An 18,240-nucleotide genomic window follows, 5' to 3' on the forward strand; every position below is an offset into this window, starting at 1 on the left:
TATGATGGAACTTTGTCCTATCAAAACTTTCAAAAATGAAAAATAAAGAAACAGTATTGGTAACTGGCGGTTCAGGCTTCATAGCTTCTTACTGCATTATTACTTTACTTAAAAATGGCTACAAAGTAAAAGCCACGCTCCGTTCACTAAAAAAATCACAATTGGTAAAACAAATGTTAAAAGAAGCCGGTCTTCATTCATTCGAAGATTTATCATTTGTAGAAGCGGATTTACAGAATGAATCAAGTTGGGAAAAAGCAACCGAAGGATGCCAGTACGTCATTCATGTTGCATCACCAACTCCTCATACTGATGCAAAGACTGAAGATGATTTTGTAATTCCTGCTAAAAATGGTGTTCTATTTGTATTACGAGCGGCAAAAAAGGCAGGTGTAAAAAGAGTTGTTCTTACTTCAGCTTTTGGTGCTGTAGGATTTGGTACTGTAAAAACCACTCCATATACAGAAGAAGACTGGACAGTACTTAATGAAACAGTATTCCCTTATCAAAAATCGAAAACAATTTCTGAAAAAGCAGCTTGGGATTTTATAAAAAATGAAGGCAAAGGAATGGAATTGTCTGTGGTAAATCCCACCGGAGTTTTGGGCCCTGTATTAGGAGATGACTTTTCACATTCTATTCAAAACATCAAGCAAATGCTTAATGGAGATATGAAAGCCTGTCCCAAAATAATTTCTGGATATGTGGATGTCCGTGATGTTGCTGATTTGCACTTTAAGGCGATGACAATGCCTCAGGCCAATGGCCAACGTTTTATAGCGGTTGCAGGGAAAGGTTTTTCTCTGATAGATACAGCAAATGTCCTTAGAAAAAACCTGGGTGAAAAAGCATCAAAAGTGCCAACCAAAGAATTACCCAACTGGTTCATTAAAGTTTTGGCCATATTCAATCCTAAATTGAAATCAGTTGCTCCTTATTTAGGAATGATAAAGAATGCAAGTAGTGAAAAGGCCATCAAAGTGTTAGGATGGAAACCACGTTCTACCGAAGAAGCTATTGTAGCGACAGCCAATAGTTTGATTAAATTTGATATTGTAAAATAAACATAGATGAAAATAATTATTACCGGAGCTACAGGATTAGTAGGTGAAGGCGTTTTGCTTGTTTGCCTGGAAAATCAAGTGGTAAAAGAGGTCCTCATCATAAGCAGGAAACCTCTTACTCTCACACATGAAAAATTAAAAGAACTGATCGTAGAAGATTTTGCAACCATCAAAAACTACCGTCAAGATCTGGAAAACTATGATGGGTGCTTTTTTTGCGCAGGAGCAAGTGCTGTTGGTGAAAATGAGGAATCATTTACCAGAAAAACATTTGGCTTTGTCGTTCCATTTGCTGAGATACTATCTCAAATTAACCCTGCCATGACATTTATATATGTTTCTGGCAACCGTACTGATAGTACAGAAAAAGGAAAAGCGATGTGGGCCAGAGTAAAAGGACGAACCGAAAATGCTTTGCTTAAATTATCTTTTAAAGCAGTATATAATTTTCGTCCCGGTTTTATGAAACCGGTAAAAGGTCAAAAAAATGTAAGATCTGTTTACCGTATTTTTGAAGTACTATCTCCTTTATGGTACTTGCTTTTCCCTAATTGGATCTGTACAATGCGGGAAGTCGGTCTGGCAATGATCAATTGCGTATCCAAAGGATATAAGGCTCCTATTTTGGAAGTAAAAGACATAAAATCACAAGCAAAATCATGAAAATATCAGAAATAAAATCCTGTATCGTAGGTCCTGCCATTTCAGCAGAAGAATTCATCACCGAACATTTCTTTTTATTCCTGGTAAAAGGCAACATGAATGGCTATGATGGAAACAAGCATTATACACTCAAAATCGGCGAAAGCTGTGTTGTCCGTAAAAATAGACTGGCACGATACAATAAAGTGAGAGTGAATAATGAATTTGAAAAAATTATCTTTTTCTTCGATGAAATTTTTCTGAGAGATTTTCAAAAGAAGCATAGCATTAGCTTTCTTAATCATGAATCAAAGGACACATTTATCAGACTCAGAAAAGATAACCTTATCAATAGCTTCCTTCTTTCATTAGAACCCTATTATAATGGTTCTGGAGACATCAGTAAAACATTCTCTGATTTAAAAAGAGAAGAATTACTTCTTATCCTGTTGCAGTTGCATCCCGAATTATCAGATGTGTTATTTGATTTTGGTTTCCCTGGGCGTGTGGACCTTGAAGAATTTATGCAAAAAAATTACAGGTTCAATGTAAGTATGGAACGTTTCGCTTTCCTTACCGGGCGCAGCTTGTCAGCTTTTAAAAGGGATTTTAAAACCATCTTCAATGAAACACCTAATCGTTGGCTAACGAGGAGACGATTGCAGGAAGCAAGATTTCTTATAGAGCAAAAAAGACAAAGGCCAACAGATATATATCTTGATTTAGGCTTTGAGGATCTGTCGCATTTCTCTTTTGCATTTAAAAAAGAATTCGGTGTATCAGCAAGTAGCTTGTAGCGGATTAAAATCTACAATATTATAGACCTGGCTACTTAGAAGCGAACAAACTTTATAAATATTTCATTTTATTGATCACAGGATTAGCGTACATAGCCAGGAAGCTCTGTTTCAGAACCGAATCAGAAATATCGATACGCATTTCCATTCTTCTTCCAAAAAGCATTTTCTCATCTTCTGTATAGTAATCGGAATATTTATTTGTTCCATTTAGTAAATCATAAGCTATAAAGTTGGTCGGCCAAAGTTTATAATTTTCTATAATGGAATTATCAATGACCTGAGCGATCGCTTGCAGTTGTTTATTTTTATTGTCGAATTTTGAAACAATCTCATCAAATTCCGTATTAAGAACTTGACCTGCATGCAGGTGAATACGTTTTTTTTGTCCCAATACTCCACTGAGCATAGTCATAAAGTCTTCATCTTTCTCTTTTACATATAATTCATTTCTTGATTTTGCCATAAGTTGTGGCATTTTAAGAACATCTGTAGGATCATATTCATATGAAATGGAAAGAGGAACTATCTTCAATGTCTTAAAAAAATCATTTAACGGTTGGTCACCTGCCGCCATAGCAAGCATTTTTAAGACACCCTGCTGGGTAGCATCGTTGCCATCTTTGGTTCGGCCCTCACGTTGTGCAATCCAGACTGAACGGTTTTCTTTCGTTAATAAATCGTAAATATACTCAGACATCACCTTTGAGCTGTTCAGCTGTTCGCGAATAGGTAATCCTCTTTGAACTAAAAAGTTACGATTGAGTTTTGCAAGTATATGCAGAAATTTCTTATGTACAAGATTATCACCAATGGCTGAAGAGGTCATAATCAGTCCTTGATCCAGCAATACTAAATTAAGCAGAGAGGTATCTAAAACAATGTCTCTGTGACTGGATACGAACAAATACGCAGCATCTTTATCCAACTGATCAAATCCCGATGTACTTAATCCTTCGGAACTCTGTTTCAGAATCTGGCGGACAGTTTGTGAGATAAAATGATGTTGAAAATCACTTATTGAATGGATATTTGTAAATTCTTTAAGCCAAAACTCTTCATCATGATCGGGAAAAGTAAAACGCATCAATGCCTTCATCATAGGATGCTTAGCAATACTTTGCAATGCATCATTTACTTCATGGTCGTAAAAAGGCCTTATATCATCAAATTTCGACATTCTTTTATTTAAAAATTAAACGCTTTGCAAAAGAACAAAAAATTATTGACTACATCTGATGATTCATGTCATAATTGCTATTTTGCAAATAGAATACAAAAAAAAGATTTTAATAAGAGGCTTTTTAATTATAATTCTATTTTTTCAAAAAGATTGCAAGCCCCGAAGAACTGCTGCTGCCTCCATTAGAAAGATGTGTTGCTACACCATTTTTCCAATAGGTTACAAAATTCCCTTCATATCCCGCAATATATACTGCACCTCCCGAAAGAGCAATAGCATTCGCTTGGGATCCTCCTTGTGATCCGTTTGTAAGATCTCTGGCGACACCATTTTTCCAATATTTCGCGGTATTTCCGGTACTGCCATTATTTTGATATCCGCAAACGTATACGTTTTTCCCCAAAATGGCAATGTCGGTTGCAATATTATAATTGGCGCCATCAGTGAGTGACACAGCGACTCCGTTTTTCCAGTATTTGGCAATAGGAAGACTTCCACCGTCAGTTGTTTTAGCTTCATATCCTGCAACATAAATATCACTTCCATCAACTGCAATGGCATAAGCATGTGCTGATTTGGTGCCATCGGTAAGAGGTACGGCTACTCCGTTTTTCCAATATTTGGCAACACCCCGGCTTCCGTTAAATTCACCACCGGCTATATAAACATCGTTTCCTACCACCACTATTCCACCAGCATTGGTATGATGACCAGGTGTACCGTCGGAGAGATTCGTAGCCACACCATTTTTCCAGCATTTTCCAACTTTAGTTCCATTACTGTCAGTTTGTGCTCCTGTGACATAAACATCGTTACCACTTACAGCAATGCCGCCTGTTAATGTGTTATGATCGCCAACAGCAAGTTGTGTTGGAACACCGTTTTTCCAATATTGGAGCTTTCTTCCGCCAGGAATATCGTCCCATCCGGCTACGTATACATCGTTGCCTGCAACCGTTATTCCTGTTGCATATCCGCCACTGCTCGATGCACTGGTAAGATTGGTAACAGTACCATTTTTCCAATATTTTGCATCTCCGCTTTCATAACCAGAGACATAGATTTCAGAGACCGGTATTTCAGGTATCTCTGCATCACCAGGATCTGAAGAATCGGATTTATCTCTGTCGCAACTAACTAAAGATAAAGCTAATATAGAAACCGTTATTAGACTACGATAGTGTAATTTCATTTTAATGTGTGTGATTGGTTAGTTTGGCTCGGCTTTTCGATCTCAAATAGTATTTAACAATCTTAACTCACCTAGCTTAGAAATTAATGAGCAATATCTATACCGAAGGATTTGATTGGCTTTTGTATGTTTGTGGATTATTTTTAAATTTGAAATGCTTGTGAATTTATTTGCATTTGTATTTTTAAGCATCTTTTATAAAGGGCTTTTTACAGTGTAAAATTAAAAGTTCGTTTTTCCTCAATAAAAGGCCAATCATTATTTGTATCTTATGAAAAATCAGGAATTAAATCAGTTAATTGATATTTTATTTAAATCAGGGAAAGAAGAAAAATATAAACCCAAAACAATTATTATTGAAGAAGGTATCATTTCAAAAAAATTTTATTATCTGAAAAAGGGAATCCTTAGAGGATGGACAAATTACGATGGTAAAGAAATCTCTTTCCAATTTCTTTTCGAAGATCATATTTTCTGCTCCTCTGAAAGTTTTTTTTATAACAGACCAAGTTCTTACACCATTGAAACAATTGAAAACTGTACAGTATTATCAATAGAAAAAACGGTAATAGACAAATTATCAGAAAACAATGATTTCTTAAATTTATTCAATAAATACCTGATCAGCAGAATCAATGATTATCAGCAACTACTGATATCAAAAATACAGGACAAACCGGAGGTACGATACAAAAAACTGCTTGAAGCAAATCCTGAAATTATTCTTCGTATTCCTCAACATTTAGTTGCATCCTATCTGGGTATTACTCCGGTAAGCTTAAGTAGAATCAGAAATCGTTGAGTGTATATTTCTTTACAATTGTTATCGATTGGCCACCCGGATGCTAAGTACTTTTGTTGAAAATAATATCAACAATGGAAAAATTAATAAAAGCAGTATTTACCGATGTCATTGAAAATAAAAACTACGATGAATCATTGATCAATAAATACTTTAGTGAAGATTATATACAGAGCGTAGACAATGTAACCTTGGATTTTAATTCTTTTAAAAAGCATATTCAGAAATTAAAAGAAAAAGCAGATCAGCAAAATGTGGTATTCGAAAATATAGCAAGTAATGAAACTTCAGTATTTACCAAACATTTTGTCACAAGCGTTCTCAAAAATGGGGAAATTGTAAAACATAAGGTCTTCGCGGAATTTACTATTAAAAACAATAAGGTAATATATTGTGATGAGTTGACTACCTTATTAGAAGGCTCTGCTTCAGAAAAAAAACTCGGCTCAGAAATTTAAGCTCTGCTAAAATATGCAGAAGGGTAAATCTCCCTTGTATTATTTGAAAATGAGAAATGTAAACAAAAATGAGGTAGATATAAATTCTACCTCATTTTCTTTTATTGATCAATTCGTCAACCCTAAAATTAGAGCTCCCTGAAGGCAAGCATCAATTCTTCAAATAGGTTTCAATTACAGAAAGTGCCTTTAAAGTAAGCAGAAAGTTTTACAAGTTTTAAAATCAAAAACAATAGGGTTATTAATTGCAAAGAACAAACTATCTTAGTAGAAGGATCCGTTACTGAAATCCTGCTGAGAGGCCAAATAAATAGAATGTATGGTAAATGACTATAAAAAGTATGATCTTTTTGGAAAGACTTTAATGCAAAAAATTGCATTGACACCACCTTTTAATTTTGATTTCCCTGTTACTGAACAGGCCTGTTTTCTATATGTTCTAAAAGGTGAATTTCAATATCAGATTGATAACGAGGATATTAATATTCCTACAAATTATTCATTGTTCCTGAATTGTATAAGCTCTGGAAAGCAAATACATAATTCACACCCCGAAAGCAATTGTGAAATTGTAATTGTTACTTTTTATCCGGATATATTAAAGAAAATTTATGACCGGGAACTCCCATCATTGCTTCATCCACCAAGGAATATCATTTCAAATCAGTCAAATAAAAAAATAAATAATGAATTTTTAATTCAAAAATACATTGAAGGCTTATTATTTTATTTTGAGAATCCATCTTTGATTAATGAGGATATCCTGATCCTGAAGCTAAAGGAAATCATACTGTTGTTAGCTCAAACACAAAATGCAGAAGCGATACAGGTTATATTATCGCAGCTCTTTTCTCCAATAACTTATACTTTTAAGCAGATCATTGAAGCTAATTTGTTTTCACAATTAACAATTGAACAGCTCGCAGAACAAAATAATCTAAGTGTATCTTCTTTTAAAAGAGAATTTGCCAAACTATACAATGATACTCCCGCCAACTACATTAAAAACAAGAAACTCGAAAAAGCAGCTGAGCTACTTCTGGTTTCGGATCAGCGAATCACCGATATTGCTTTTGATTGTGGATTTAATGATCTGGCAAATTTTACAAAAAGCTTTGGTGATAAATATAACTTAAGTCCTACAAATTATCGTCAGGAACTGAAAAATAAACATTTAAAATAATATTCTATTACTCGATAATTCTTACAATATTCCCCAACAGGATCGGGCGTTCTTAAAGCTAATTTAAGAATGCTTTTTTTATGAACCAAAATCCCAAATAATTGAACGAAATCACAAAGTTATTTTTTCTTTTCTATTGCAATTTTGCAGTGTTCCTCTTAGAGAAACAATAAAGCGGACAGATGACTTTTTATCAACCTGTCGTCTTTAAAACAATAGAATTTATAACATAAAATAATATAAAATGGGACTATCAAGTTTAGGAATTTTTCACACAATTATAGGTATAGCTGCTATAATAGGCGCATTAGTATCGTTTATTAAATATGGAAGGATTAATCTGAGTGAACCATATGGCAAAGTATATTTCTATGGAACCCTTGTTACATCACTCACCGCATTGGGTATCTCAAAACATGGTGGCTTTAATCCAGGGCATGCTTTTTCGATCTTTATCATCATTTTGGTATCCGTGGCCTATTTCCTTTTTTCAAAAAAGCAAAAAAGTAAAAGAGCCCGCTATTTTGAAAACTTCTCACTTTCCTTTAGCTTTTTCCTTTCCCTTGTTCCAACAGTTAATGAAACATTCACCCGTGTTCCACTAGGGCATCCTTTGGCTAAAGATATCACTGATCCAATTATAGGTAAAACCCTCCTTGTTCTTTTTATTCTTTTTATTGCAGGCTCTGTTTATCAGTATATAACGCAGCGAAAGGCAAATAAACAAGGGTCATTTTAAACTCTTAAATTTTTTATTGAATTTCTATCTTATTTACTCTGCTAAAGGGACAACAGGCTCTTCAACGGAAGTCATATCAGCAGCTGCCTTTTTTTTAGCTAAATTGCTAACCCGCCACATTAAAAATATACTGATAAAAGAGATGACAACAATCACATAACCAACTATATCATAATGTTCTAGAGGTGCTCCTTTGCTTTTTTGGGTAACAATGACACCAGCAACAGCTGCTGCAACTCCACCTGCAATTTGTTGTAATGAAGAGTTGATACTCATAAAAGCTCCCCTATCCTGTAAATCTGGTATGGCACTTGTCAGAGCTGAAGAAGGAATCATCCTACTCATAATTCCGATCATCATCAGGATATTGAATATCATAACCAACCATAGCGGTGTTATAGATAAATTGGTATACAGCACACACATGACCACCATCCACAAAGAGGCAACGGCAAATATTTTAAACTTATCGATCTTATCACTTAATTTTCCTATTAACGGCATGATCACGAGTGAGCTTACCCCGGACACCATAAATAACATCGGAAGTTGCTCGTTTGTAAGCCCCAGATTATTGATCGCAAAGGCACTTCCAAAAGGCATCATCATAAAACCACCAATGGAAAGTAAAGCTGTTGCTGTAAAACCTACCCGGTAATTGCCTTTTGCAATGGTATGCCATAAATGCTGGAAGGCAGATTTATCCCTTTGTACAGAAAGATGTTTTACTACAGGCTGCAGTTTCATAAAAATTAAAACAGCAATAATGATACTCAAAGCTGCTACCATCCAGAAAGGAGCCTCCCAACCCCACTGATTAGCTAAATAAAGACCAATAGGCACACCCAAAACCTGGCTGCCACCAAATCCCATCTGAATAAATCCCATCACTCTACCCCTCTGCTGAAGGGCGAATAAATCGGTAATAATGGCCATAGAAATAGAACCTATTACTCCACCAAAAAGACCGGTAATGATTCTGGCAGCAACTAATACCGGATAAGATTGTGCCATTCCACAAAAGATGGTTCCAGCTATAAATCCGATGTAAAAGAAAAGTAAAAGCTTCTTCCGGTCAAACCTATCGGCAAAGCCCGCAGTTAGCAAACCTGAGATACCTGCGCTGAAAGCATAAGCTGAAACCGCAAAACCAAAAGCCGACGGTTTAAGACTAAGTGATTTCATCAGCATGTCGCCAAGCGGAGACATCACCATAAAATCTAATATTACCGTAAACTGCGTAATAGCTAAAATAAATATGACAAACTTTTGATAGCCCGTAAAGGGCAAAGGTTGTTGTTTTTCCATAATTTTAAAATTAATTTACAGCGGTTATCGCCGTTATTTTTTAATTTAAACTGACCATTCAAGTTGTTTTAATCAGTTTCTGTTGTAAATAAAAAATGTGACTGAAATTTCTAATTAGGTCTTCTTAAGCGCCTTGACTACCAGATCAAATGTTTGCCATAAAATCTCATCAGTCATTTTAAACACTTTTCCACCAAGGCTTTTTCCTTCGTTATGAAAACGTGCTAAAGAGTACATAGGCGAAAAAGCAACCGACCAGTAAACTTCAAAAGGCATCTGGTCTAATTCACCTCTCTTAACAGCATTTTCTAAAAACCTTCCTAGAATTTCCTTAAATCCGCGTAAAAAATGATGAAGAAATTCTTCCTGATAACTTGAATTTCTCAATTGTTCAAAGAACAGATGTTTATCCTGATTTGTTGTTATATAACTATATCGGTTTTTCCATTGGACTCTCAACCCTTCTTCAAAATGTGCGTCCGGATCAAAATCTTTAAGAATGGCATCAGACATTTTTTGCCCTACTTCTTTCGCGATCGTTAAAATTAAATCGTCCCTGTCTTTGTAATAGATGTAGGGAGTTGCAACAGAAATTTTGCAGGCTTTAGCCAGCTTGTTCATACTGAATCCTTCCAATCCATCTTTTATGATCATCTTAATTGCTTCTGTCTGAATCAGTTCCCTTTTATCAGTGTCTTTTATGCGCATTTTTCAAATGTTCTAAAATTTCAAGGCGTAAAATTAATGAATATTTATTAATTATAGAAATTATTTTCTCTTAATTTTCCGTAATACAAAAACATCACTACTCTAAGATTAACACAGAGTTAATAAGAGTTTGTTGATTTATTTTTAAACAAAGTTTAGTTTTGTTAACTGATAAATTTGTCTTTGTTCTATGAAAACTAAATTTTTCCTGATATTCATGCTGTTTGCACAATTGGCCGGTGCACAAAATACAAAAACCAAGAATATCGTATTGATTTCTATTGATGGTTACCGCTGGCAGGAAATCTTTAAAGGAGCTGATTCTTCTCTTTTACAAAATAAAAAATTCCGTCAGCAGGATTCTACTGAGGTGTATAAAAAATTCTGGGCTGAAACAGAAGATGAACGTAGAAAAAAATTAATGCCTTTCTTCTGGAATGTAATTTCAAAAAAAGGACAATTATATGGCAACAGGAACCTAAGCAGCCCGGTGAATGTAAAAAATAAATACTGGTTCTCTTACCCCGGAAGAAGTGAAACAGTAACCGGTTTTTATGATGAAAAGATAAATTCTAATTCATATCCAAATAACCCGAACGAAAATGTACTGGAGTTTATAAATAAACAGAAGGACTATCAGGGTAAGGTAGTTACAATTGCTGGCTGGGATGCTGTATCAAAAATTGTAAATCGTGATCGGAATCATATGCCTGTAATCAATCCGTTTGAAAATGCAGAAGGTAAAAACCTAACTGAAGCCCAGAAACTGGCTAATGAAATACAAAATTACCTTCCTAATTATTTTGGCAGATCTGTACGTTGGGACGTGGGTACTTATGCTATTGCTAAAACATATATTGCCGCCAATCATCCTAAAATGGTTTATATTGATTTCGCTGATCCTGACGATCTTGGCCATGCAGGACAATATGATTACTATTTGGATTCCGCACATTATCTGGATGCTATGATTGGAAATCTCTGGGCGGCAATGCAGGCGGATCCTTTTTATAAAGACAATACCACTTTTATTATTTGTCCCGACCATGGAAGAGGTTTAGAAAGTCAGTGGACAAGTCATGGATCATCATCAGAACATTCTAACGAAACATGGTTGATTGCACTAGGACCTGATACTCCCCCATCGGGAGAAATGAAAAATACTTCACAGATCTATCAGGATCAGATTGCTCAAACCATTGCCAGTTTACTTGGATTTACTTTTAAGACTAATCATCCCGTTGGGGAATCTATAAAATCTGTTGTTGGAAAATAAACTTGAATTGCATGTATAAACTTAAAGCCTCGATCATCATTGATCAAGGCTTTATTTTTTAAAGGAAATGATTCAGTTACTTATAAAAAAAAGGTCAGCTAAAATACTTTTGCCTCTTTCATTATCCCTTTTAATAGTTCAAATAAGATTAGATGGAATTATCTTTTACTTTTTTTAGTCGGGCTATCCTTTTTTTCAGGTTCAGGTGTTCTATTTAAGAGAATATCCAATACTTTTTCTGTATAATCGAATTTCTTCTCATGGTAAAGGACATTACTGTCTTTTTTATCGATAATGGTTCCCAATCCGTTTTTTTCAGAAACTGTCATAACAGCATTGTGTATCTGCTCCTCAAAAGGTACAGCCAGGTTTTTTTTCAGTTGACTGACTTCACCATTATTTCCGAATCTTAAGCTGGTAGTGGTTTTAATGTTTTTATCCAAATCAGCTACTTCTTTTTCTCTCTGCTTTAGCTGATCTCCTACTAATAATACTCTTTCGTTATCTAAAGCTGATTTCTTCTTTGCATATTCCGTCTGTATAGCCAGAAGTTCAGACTTCCAGGTATCTATCTGTGCGTTAAGTCTCGCTTCAGCTTCTTTATATTGAGGCATTTTATCCAATATTGCTCTGGTGTCTATAACCCCTATCTTCTGGGCATTAGTAAAGCCAAAAAGTAAGAATAATCCAAATGTAACCGCAATTTTAAAATTTTTCATTATTAAATATATGTTCTAATCATTTTGCAAAACGAACCTGAAAATGATCTAAGTATGTTTACATGCCTGATCAACTGTTGTACGTTTTGGTGTAAAAATATTAATTTTAAACGGTTTTTATCATCTAAAATTGCTGTATTAAAGAATTATTAAAAATTAAAATAAAATTTCCTTTAAAGAGGATATCTTTTTATGACAAATTAGTTTTAATTCAAACTAATTTTTACTATATTTGTTATACAAGTGATGACTTAAAGATTTTAAATAAACTTTATGATCTATCCTCACCTACAGTTAGTTAATCATTACATATGTCTGAAAAACAAAATAACATATCCGAATTAGCTTTAGAACTAGGTCTGGCAATGGGTGAAATGAAAAATCGTCTACGGCAAAAGATCCAAACGAAAGTTAATGAATATGACCCTGATCTTTCTTTTGAACTTATTGAAATACTTGGCCTACTTTCCCGTAATGACGGAATAAACCAACAGGAAATAAGTAATAAAATCAGCAAGGATAAATCAAGCGTAACCTACCTGATTAACAATCTTGTAAAAAGGGAGTTAGTTGAAAGAGTGGAATATACAAATGACCGAAGAAACAAACAGATCTTCCTTACTGTAAAAGGAAAGGAAATTGTAGAAATCGTTTATCCCTGGGCATTGGAACTTTATAAAAAAGCGGCTGATGATATTAGTAAAGATGCTATAAAAAATGCACTTTTCCTAGTAAAAAAAATGACAGCGAATCTCGAATAACTAAGCTTAAATTAATCAATATGAGAACCATACTTGTACCGGTTGACTTTACATCAACTACCGAAAATGCAGTAAAGCTTGCTGCAGAATGGGCAAAACAATATCAATACACCCATATTATTCTTTTAAAAACCTCACAGGAATCTGAATTCGACTACCTGCATATCTCAGAAGGACATGTATTAGTTAATGAGGAAAATGTAAATAGCCTGATCGAAAGTACAGAACAACTCCTTAATAACTTAGTGGATATCATAGTTGAAAAAGCACCTGATTTAAAAGTTTTAAAAGCCGTAAGTGAATGGACACTGACCAGAAGTATCCATGATCTTGTAAAGAATCAGCCTTCTATAGAACTTCTTATTTTGGGAAGTGATGATAAGGCCTCTTCCAGTGACAGTTTTGTTTCAGAGAATATTATTAGCATTGCCAGAACAAGTCCTGTCAAGGCCTTAATAGTTCCTAATGGCTATATATACAGTACAATAAAAAACATCCTGATTCCATGCGATGTAAATGGTATAACAAAATTAGACCGGTTATTTCATCACAAATCCGTTATTGAAAAACAGGATGTTCGGCTGATGTTTTTAAATATTACAAAAGAAGGAGCTGATGGTGATGATGATAAAAAGAAAGAGCTCGAAGAATATATCCGTCAATATCTTACTAAAATCCCTAGCAGTATTCATTATTATAATGATGAAAATATCATCAACGGAATCCTGACTTTCGCAGCATCTAATGAAACGGATCTGATCATTGCTTTACCGGGAAGACATAGTTTCCTGTATTATCTGGCAAACAGGAGTATTTCTGAGGGAATTTATCAAAATGTCAACCAGCCAGTTTTGATATTAAAGTAAGATCTATTCAAATAAATATCAAGCGGGTTTTTCAAAGTCATTTATAACTGATTTAAAATTATTTCATTAATAAAACTCATGAAAAGAATTTTTGTAATAAACGGTAGCGCAAGCAATACCTCAGCAAATCAGAGGCTTATAGATAACTTCGCGAGTCTGACAAAAGATTTTTTTAATCTAAAAGTTTTTAACGCACTTAAGGCACTTCCGCATTTTGACCCTGAACTTTCCATAGATAAGACACCAAAGGCAATCTTAGATTTCAGACAAGAAATTGAAACCGCAGATGGAATTTTAATCTGTACGCCTGAATATGTTTTCAGCATTCCAAGCGGACTTAAAAATGCTATTGAATGGTGTGTAGCGACAACAATATTATCTGAAAAACCCACAGGACTTATTACAGCTTCTGCAAGTGGTGAAAAAGGACATGAAGAATTACAGCTGATAATGAATACTTTAATGGCAAAATTCACTACTGATACGACACTTTTAATTCAGGGTATAAAAGGAAAAATAAATGAACAGGGAGATATAACCGATAGCCTAACTAAAACTGATCTGGAAAGATTTGTCAGTGCATTTGAGAAACTTGTTTCCTGAATCCCATTTGCGGACGGCAGAACAAATCATTATTTAGCCCTATTCCACTACTTTAATCTTTAAACATTCAGCAAATATACTACGTGAAATAAATGCAAAATTTATATTTCATGACAAATAAAAAGTAATGTAAATTTAATTATCATTATTTTATTATTATTTATTCCGTTATATCTTTGTCTCATTCTTAAAACAATGAGATTTGCCTAAAAATATACTTTTAATCCTCTTATTCATCTTTTTCAAAGTCAGCAGTCAGAAATATAACATTCAGTTATATAATACTGATAATGGGCTTCCACAAAACAGCGTTAAGGATATTATAAAAGATAAGTACGGATTTATATGGTTGACCACCGAAAACGGAATTGTAAGATATGATGGTGCTAAATTCCTGGTCTATAAAAACTTCCCATTAAACAGTCAGCGTTTTACCTTTTTCTCTGGAAACACGGATAAAGACAGTATTTTTACTGCCGGAGATTATGGAAGAGTTATACTTATACACAAAAAATTTCCAAAAGTCACTGCTCCATCAAAACGGTTTCCTAATTTGATACTTAAAGATAATATCAATTACTTTTTGTATGGTTCTAATTATAGTTACTCAAAATCTCCAGGTGTATATTTTTATATGAATTTTAAAGATGGGAGATACTACATAAAGGAAAATAATTTAACATTTATTGACTTCCACTCAAAAAATGAAGAAAATCTAAAGATCAGATCTATCTACAAAAATATACCCAGAATTTTCACTATAGATGAAGACTTATTTTATATAGACTTCAGTTCAAAAAAGGTACTTAAAATAAAAAAAGGAAAGATTATAGATTCATATGATGCGCCACTATTAACTGATATTCATAGTAAAGTTTTCTGGAGCAGAATAAATAATCAGGTTCTGATTCAAAATAAAAATATTTTCTATAGCTGCACTTATGAAAATGAGCAGCTAAAAATATCTAAGATCATTCAGATAGATAAAGTAAAAGGTGACAGTTTTATTAGTGTTTACTATGACCAATTTTACAAAAGGCTTTATCTTGGAGGAAGTACGGAAGGTTTACAAATTATAAATTTTTCAGATTTCGTTACCATAAAAAGACCGCCATCAAAACCAGAGTCGGTTTTTTATGCTACTTTACCTTATGACAGCTCTTCGGTCATGAATACATATGGAGAGATCTATAATCGAAATGGCATTGTAAAAAACAAAAATTTCAGAAACACGGTTCCTTTTTTTATGGCGTATGATCCATCTGGAAATATTATAGTAAGAAAGGATGACGATTTAAACATATATACAGAAACAACATCCTATACCGATTACACTACTGTAAAAGATTTTTCTTTAAAGGACTTTTTCTTTGACGGGGAAAAATATTATGTATTACGTTCAAAACCAAAAAAAAATGGCACTCCCGACTTTAGCGGCGTATTTGAAATATACAGAGATCGGTCATTCAGATCTTTAAAAAAGAGATTTTTATTTGATAATGAACCGACAAAATTAATACCACTTGATCAGAACAATATCTTAGTCGGTACTATAAAAGGATTATACAGGATACAGACAGAAACAAACAGAATATACAACATTACCGGAGATAAGGAGTTATCAATCCGTAGTATTATAAAATCAAAAGACGGTAATTTCTGGGTCACTACTTTAGGAAAGGGGTTTTATTTATTAAGAAATAACCGGCTAATTAAAATGCCTTATGATCTTAATAATAACATTTCTTCTTCTCATACTATTTTGGAAGATATGAAAGGTTTTTTTTGGATTCCTACCAATAATGGATTATACAGGGTTTTAGAAAGTCAGCTATTGCAATATGCTCAAAATAAAAGCTCTAAAGTAAATTATTATAGATTTTCAAAAGATTCAGGTTTCAATACCAATGAATTTAATGGCGGCAGTAATGTATGTGGTAATCAATTAGACAATGGTGATTTTGTCATTCCTTCTTTGAATGGTCTTGTTTTTTTTAATCCATTAAAGATCCGAAGTTATTATCCGAAGAATATATACATCGAAAGAGCTCTGATTGATAATAAGGAGCAATGTTTTAAAAATGATCTGCATCTGGAGCAAAAATCTAACAGGATCGATCTATTTATCGATGTCCCTTATTATGCTAATCCTGACAATATTGTTATAGAAGCAAAAATAATGGGCATACAAAATGCAAAATGGGAATCTATCGGAAAAGACAGAAAATTTTCTATTTCCAATCTTGGGTACGGAAAATATTCACTGATTGCAAAAATGCTTGTTTCTGATGATGGAAAATACATTTATAAAAAAATTAATATAATTATCCAGCCTTATTTTTACCAGACGCTATGGTTTAAGATTCTTACTTTTTCAATGTTCTTACTCCTATTATTCCTTTTGGTAAAATGGAGAATCAATTTTCTACAAAAGAAAAATCATGATCTGGAAGAAATTATTAATATCCGTACTAAAAGCCTTTCTACGACTGTAGAAAAATTAGAAATAACAAAAACACAGCTTCATAAGGAAATTGAACAACAAAAAAAACTCATCGGTACAATTACCCATGACATAACAACTCCGGTAAAATTCATTGCCCTAACAGCAAAGGAAATACTGAGTCAAAAAGAATTTGATCAACAGAGGACTGAAAAAATACTTGATTCCATTTACAAGTCATCAGATCAACTGTACAATTTTACAGTCACATTAAAAGAATATGCAGATATATACAGTCATTACCGATCAGATAAAACAGAGGTCTATTCTTTATATAAGCTAATTGAAGAGAAAAAAGTGCTTTTCCATGCCATAGCCGAAAATAATAACACATCTATTAGCAATCTTGTTGAAGAGAATATAATGACACAGATCAGTAAAAATATACTTGCTGCCATTGTTCACAATCTTTTAGATAATGCGGTGAAATACACAAAAAATGGTGAGATAACAATAGATAGCCATATGGATGGTGGGAATATTATTTTACGTATAAGTGACACTGGCATCGGAATGGACGAGCAAAAAATAAAATACTATACAAGGCTACAGAATAATATTGAAAGTGAAAAATTGTTACTTCAAAAATATGGCATGGGCCTGCATCTGGTACTGCAATTATTACAAATGATAGAAAGTAAAATTATCTTCAAAAAAAATGACTCCGGTGGAACCTCCTGCCAATTGATTTTAAAAAATAAAAAAGATGATTAGAAACATTCTTATAGCTGATGATCACCAAGTCGTACTAACAGGAACAAGCCTGATACTGGAATCAAGGATACCCAATATAGCAATTGATCAGGCCGAAGACTATCCGGAAGCTTTAGATAAGATCTCAAAACAAAAATACGATCTTATTATTTTGGATATCAATATGCCAGAGACTAAAAATAAAAAAATGATCCCTGAAATTAAAGAGCTTGATCCCGATATAAAAATTCTTATATTCTCAGCCTATGAGGAAGAAATAGCGGTACAATATATAAAAGAAGGAGCCAATGGATATCTTAGTAAGCTGAGTAAAGTTGATGAGATTTCAGAAGCAGTGAATAGAATATTTTCAGAAGGCTACTATTATCCATCCAGTATTGTCCACCAACTATTAAAGTTTTCCCCTTTAGATTCTATAAAAAATCTCTCAGAAAGGGAATATGAAATTTTTATTCTCATGGTAAAGGGATATGGGAATTTAGAAATCTCAAATGAACTGAATATTCAGATGAGTACAATCAGTACTTACAAAAAAAGAATCCATAACAAGCTAAAAACCAACCACCTTGCTGACCTGATTAAGCTTTACCAAACCTATATATCCTAGAATAAAGCTTTTCCATAATGGTATTCTTTTTTTGCTATTCATTAAATAACTCTTCTTTTGCAGTTATAAAATACACTATTTAAAATTATCAACTTAAAAAGAATGATGTAGAAAA

The 18,240-nt window shown here is 33.6% G+C and carries 18 protein-coding genes; 13 read left to right on the top strand and 5 right to left on the bottom strand.

Annotation, left to right across the window (positions count from 1 at the left end; all coding sequences use genetic code 11):
• The first annotated feature begins 35 nt into the window (after positions 1-35).
• The 3 genes from AC3WRL_RS17745 to AC3WRL_RS17755 are packed head-to-tail and all read left to right on the top strand — an operon-like array spanning position 36 to position 2,503.
• Positions 36-1,064 (top strand): SDR family oxidoreductase, encoded by a 1,029-nt coding sequence (locus tag AC3WRL_RS17745; RefSeq protein WP_214825766.1) that lies wholly within the window; start codon positions 36-38, stop codon positions 1,062-1,064.
• 6 nt (positions 1,065-1,070) lie between these two features.
• The gene (locus AC3WRL_RS17750; RefSeq protein ID WP_261511943.1) at positions 1,071-1,727 is read left to right on the top strand and encodes an NAD-dependent epimerase/dehydratase family protein; all 657 of its coding nucleotides are present in this window, start codon (positions 1,071-1,073) and stop codon (positions 1,725-1,727) included.
• The gene (locus AC3WRL_RS17755) at positions 1,724-2,503 is read left to right on the top strand and encodes a helix-turn-helix domain-containing protein (protein WP_261511942.1); all 780 of its coding nucleotides are present in this window, start codon (positions 1,724-1,726) and stop codon (positions 2,501-2,503) included. Before AC3WRL_RS17750 ends, AC3WRL_RS17755 begins: the two co-directional genes overlap by 4 nt.
• Before the next feature lie 52 nt (positions 2,504-2,555).
• Here the strand turns inward: AC3WRL_RS17755 and AC3WRL_RS17760 are convergent, their stop codons facing one another.
• Together AC3WRL_RS17760 and AC3WRL_RS17765 are read right to left on the bottom strand one after the other, a co-directional pair.
• Entirely contained in the window at positions 2,556-3,683 is a 1,128-nt protein-coding gene (locus tag AC3WRL_RS17760) for a lysophospholipid acyltransferase family protein (RefSeq protein WP_261511941.1), read from the bottom strand.
• Between the two features lie 136 nt (positions 3,684-3,819).
• Positions 3,820-4,878, bottom strand: a complete 1,059-nt coding sequence (locus tag AC3WRL_RS17765; protein ID WP_261511940.1) for a hypothetical protein — start codon at positions 4,876-4,878, stop codon at positions 3,820-3,822.
• Positions 4,879-5,149: 271 nt separating this feature from the next.
• Here AC3WRL_RS17765 and AC3WRL_RS17770 point away from each other — a divergent pair, with 271 nt between their 5' ends.
• The 4 genes from AC3WRL_RS17770 (at position 5,150) to AC3WRL_RS17785 (ending at position 8,060) form a co-directional block, all read left to right on the top strand.
• On the top strand, positions 5,150-5,680 hold the full coding sequence (locus AC3WRL_RS17770) for a Crp/Fnr family transcriptional regulator (RefSeq protein WP_214825776.1): 531 nt from the start codon (positions 5,150-5,152) through the stop codon (positions 5,678-5,680).
• A 74-nt stretch (positions 5,681-5,754) separates the two neighbouring features.
• Positions 5,755-6,138, top strand: coding sequence for a hypothetical protein (locus AC3WRL_RS17775; protein ID WP_214825778.1), 384 nt, complete (start codon positions 5,755-5,757; stop codon positions 6,136-6,138).
• A gap of 319 nt (positions 6,139-6,457) precedes the next feature.
• Complete coding sequence (locus AC3WRL_RS17780; protein ID WP_214825780.1) at positions 6,458-7,321, top strand: helix-turn-helix domain-containing protein; 864 nt, start codon at positions 6,458-6,460, stop codon at positions 7,319-7,321.
• A gap of 244 nt (positions 7,322-7,565) precedes the next feature.
• Complete coding sequence (locus AC3WRL_RS17785; RefSeq protein WP_214825782.1) at positions 7,566-8,060, top strand: hypothetical protein; 495 nt, start codon at positions 7,566-7,568, stop codon at positions 8,058-8,060.
• Positions 8,061-8,093: 33 nt separating this feature from the next.
• Here the strand turns inward: AC3WRL_RS17785 and AC3WRL_RS17790 are convergent, their stop codons facing one another.
• Together AC3WRL_RS17790 and AC3WRL_RS17795 are read right to left on the bottom strand one after the other, a co-directional pair.
• Positions 8,094-9,368 carry an MFS transporter gene (locus tag AC3WRL_RS17790; protein WP_214825784.1) on the bottom strand — a complete coding sequence of 425 codons (1,275 nt, stop codon included), beginning with the start codon at positions 9,366-9,368 and terminating at the stop codon, positions 8,094-8,096.
• 114 nt (positions 9,369-9,482) lie between these two features.
• On the bottom strand, positions 9,483-10,076 hold the full coding sequence (locus AC3WRL_RS17795; RefSeq protein WP_214825786.1) for a TetR/AcrR family transcriptional regulator: 594 nt from the start codon (positions 10,074-10,076) through the stop codon (positions 9,483-9,485).
• A 190-nt stretch (positions 10,077-10,266) separates the two neighbouring features.
• Between AC3WRL_RS17795 and AC3WRL_RS17800 the strand changes: the two genes are divergently transcribed.
• A complete protein-coding gene (locus AC3WRL_RS17800; protein ID WP_492330875.1) occupies positions 10,267-11,352 on the top strand; it encodes a sulfatase-like hydrolase/transferase in 1,086 nt (361 codons plus the stop codon).
• A 158-nt stretch (positions 11,353-11,510) separates the two neighbouring features.
• Here AC3WRL_RS17800 and AC3WRL_RS17805 read toward each other — a convergent pair whose 3' ends face one another.
• Complete coding sequence (locus tag AC3WRL_RS17805) at positions 11,511-12,071, bottom strand: OmpH/Skp family outer membrane protein (RefSeq protein WP_214825788.1); 561 nt, start codon at positions 12,069-12,071, stop codon at positions 11,511-11,513.
• Between the two features lie 311 nt (positions 12,072-12,382).
• Here AC3WRL_RS17805 and AC3WRL_RS17810 point away from each other — a divergent pair, with 311 nt between their 5' ends.
• The 5 genes from AC3WRL_RS17810 (at position 12,383) to AC3WRL_RS17830 (ending at position 18,125) form a co-directional block, all read left to right on the top strand.
• Entirely contained in the window at positions 12,383-12,832 is a 450-nt protein-coding gene (locus AC3WRL_RS17810) for a MarR family winged helix-turn-helix transcriptional regulator (RefSeq protein ID WP_214825789.1), read from the top strand.
• A 20-nt stretch (positions 12,833-12,852) separates the two neighbouring features.
• On the top strand, positions 12,853-13,698 hold the full coding sequence (locus AC3WRL_RS17815) for a universal stress protein (protein ID WP_261511934.1): 846 nt from the start codon (positions 12,853-12,855) through the stop codon (positions 13,696-13,698).
• Positions 13,699-13,776: 78 nt separating this feature from the next.
• Positions 13,777-14,301 carry an NADPH-dependent FMN reductase gene (locus AC3WRL_RS17820; protein WP_214825791.1) on the top strand — a complete coding sequence of 175 codons (525 nt, stop codon included), beginning with the start codon at positions 13,777-13,779 and terminating at the stop codon, positions 14,299-14,301.
• A 202-nt stretch (positions 14,302-14,503) separates the two neighbouring features.
• A complete protein-coding gene (locus AC3WRL_RS17825; protein WP_492330876.1) occupies positions 14,504-17,518 on the top strand; it encodes a sensor histidine kinase in 3,015 nt (1,004 codons plus the stop codon).
• A complete protein-coding gene (locus tag AC3WRL_RS17830; RefSeq protein WP_492330877.1) occupies positions 17,511-18,125 on the top strand; it encodes a response regulator transcription factor in 615 nt (204 codons plus the stop codon). Before AC3WRL_RS17825 ends, AC3WRL_RS17830 begins: the two co-directional genes overlap by 8 nt.
• The last annotated feature ends 115 nt before the right edge of the window (positions 18,126-18,240 follow it).

This window comes from Chryseobacterium sp. FW101-FHT12H09, assembly GCF_058790395.1.

What these genes read in the sequence shown, in the direction of transcription:
- AC3WRL_RS17745 (WP_214825766.1), top strand. Translation starts at nt 36, where the DNA reads ATGAAAAATAAAGAAACAGTATTGGTAACTGGCGGTTCAGGCTTCATA.
- AC3WRL_RS17750 (WP_261511943.1), top strand. Translation starts at nt 1,071, where the DNA reads ATGAAAATAATTATTACCGGAGCTACAGGATTAGTAGGTGAAGGCGTT.
- AC3WRL_RS17755 (WP_261511942.1), top strand. Translation starts at nt 1,724, where the DNA reads ATGAAAATATCAGAAATAAAATCCTGTATCGTAGGTCCTGCCATTTCA.
- AC3WRL_RS17760 (WP_261511941.1), bottom strand. Translation starts at nt 3,683, where the DNA reads ATGTCGAAATTTGATGATATAAGGCCTTTTTACGACCATGAAGTAAAT.
- AC3WRL_RS17765 (WP_261511940.1), bottom strand. Translation starts at nt 4,878, where the DNA reads ATGAAATTACACTATCGTAGTCTAATAACGGTTTCTATATTAGCTTTA.
- AC3WRL_RS17770 (WP_214825776.1), top strand. Translation starts at nt 5,150, where the DNA reads ATGAAAAATCAGGAATTAAATCAGTTAATTGATATTTTATTTAAATCA.
- AC3WRL_RS17775 (WP_214825778.1), top strand. Translation starts at nt 5,755, where the DNA reads ATGGAAAAATTAATAAAAGCAGTATTTACCGATGTCATTGAAAATAAA.
- AC3WRL_RS17780 (WP_214825780.1), top strand. Translation starts at nt 6,458, where the DNA reads ATGGTAAATGACTATAAAAAGTATGATCTTTTTGGAAAGACTTTAATG.
- AC3WRL_RS17785 (WP_214825782.1), top strand. Translation starts at nt 7,566, where the DNA reads ATGGGACTATCAAGTTTAGGAATTTTTCACACAATTATAGGTATAGCT.
- AC3WRL_RS17790 (WP_214825784.1), bottom strand. Translation starts at nt 9,368, where the DNA reads ATGGAAAAACAACAACCTTTGCCCTTTACGGGCTATCAAAAGTTTGTC.
- AC3WRL_RS17795 (WP_214825786.1), bottom strand. Translation starts at nt 10,076, where the DNA reads ATGCGCATAAAAGACACTGATAAAAGGGAACTGATTCAGACAGAAGCA.
- AC3WRL_RS17800 (WP_492330875.1), top strand. Translation starts at nt 10,267, where the DNA reads ATGAAAACTAAATTTTTCCTGATATTCATGCTGTTTGCACAATTGGCC.
- AC3WRL_RS17805 (WP_214825788.1), bottom strand. Translation starts at nt 12,071, where the DNA reads ATGAAAAATTTTAAAATTGCGGTTACATTTGGATTATTCTTACTTTTT.
- AC3WRL_RS17810 (WP_214825789.1), top strand. Translation starts at nt 12,383, where the DNA reads ATGTCTGAAAAACAAAATAACATATCCGAATTAGCTTTAGAACTAGGT.
- AC3WRL_RS17815 (WP_261511934.1), top strand. Translation starts at nt 12,853, where the DNA reads ATGAGAACCATACTTGTACCGGTTGACTTTACATCAACTACCGAAAAT.
- AC3WRL_RS17820 (WP_214825791.1), top strand. Translation starts at nt 13,777, where the DNA reads ATGAAAAGAATTTTTGTAATAAACGGTAGCGCAAGCAATACCTCAGCA.
- AC3WRL_RS17830 (WP_492330877.1), top strand. Translation starts at nt 17,511, where the DNA reads ATGATTAGAAACATTCTTATAGCTGATGATCACCAAGTCGTACTAACA.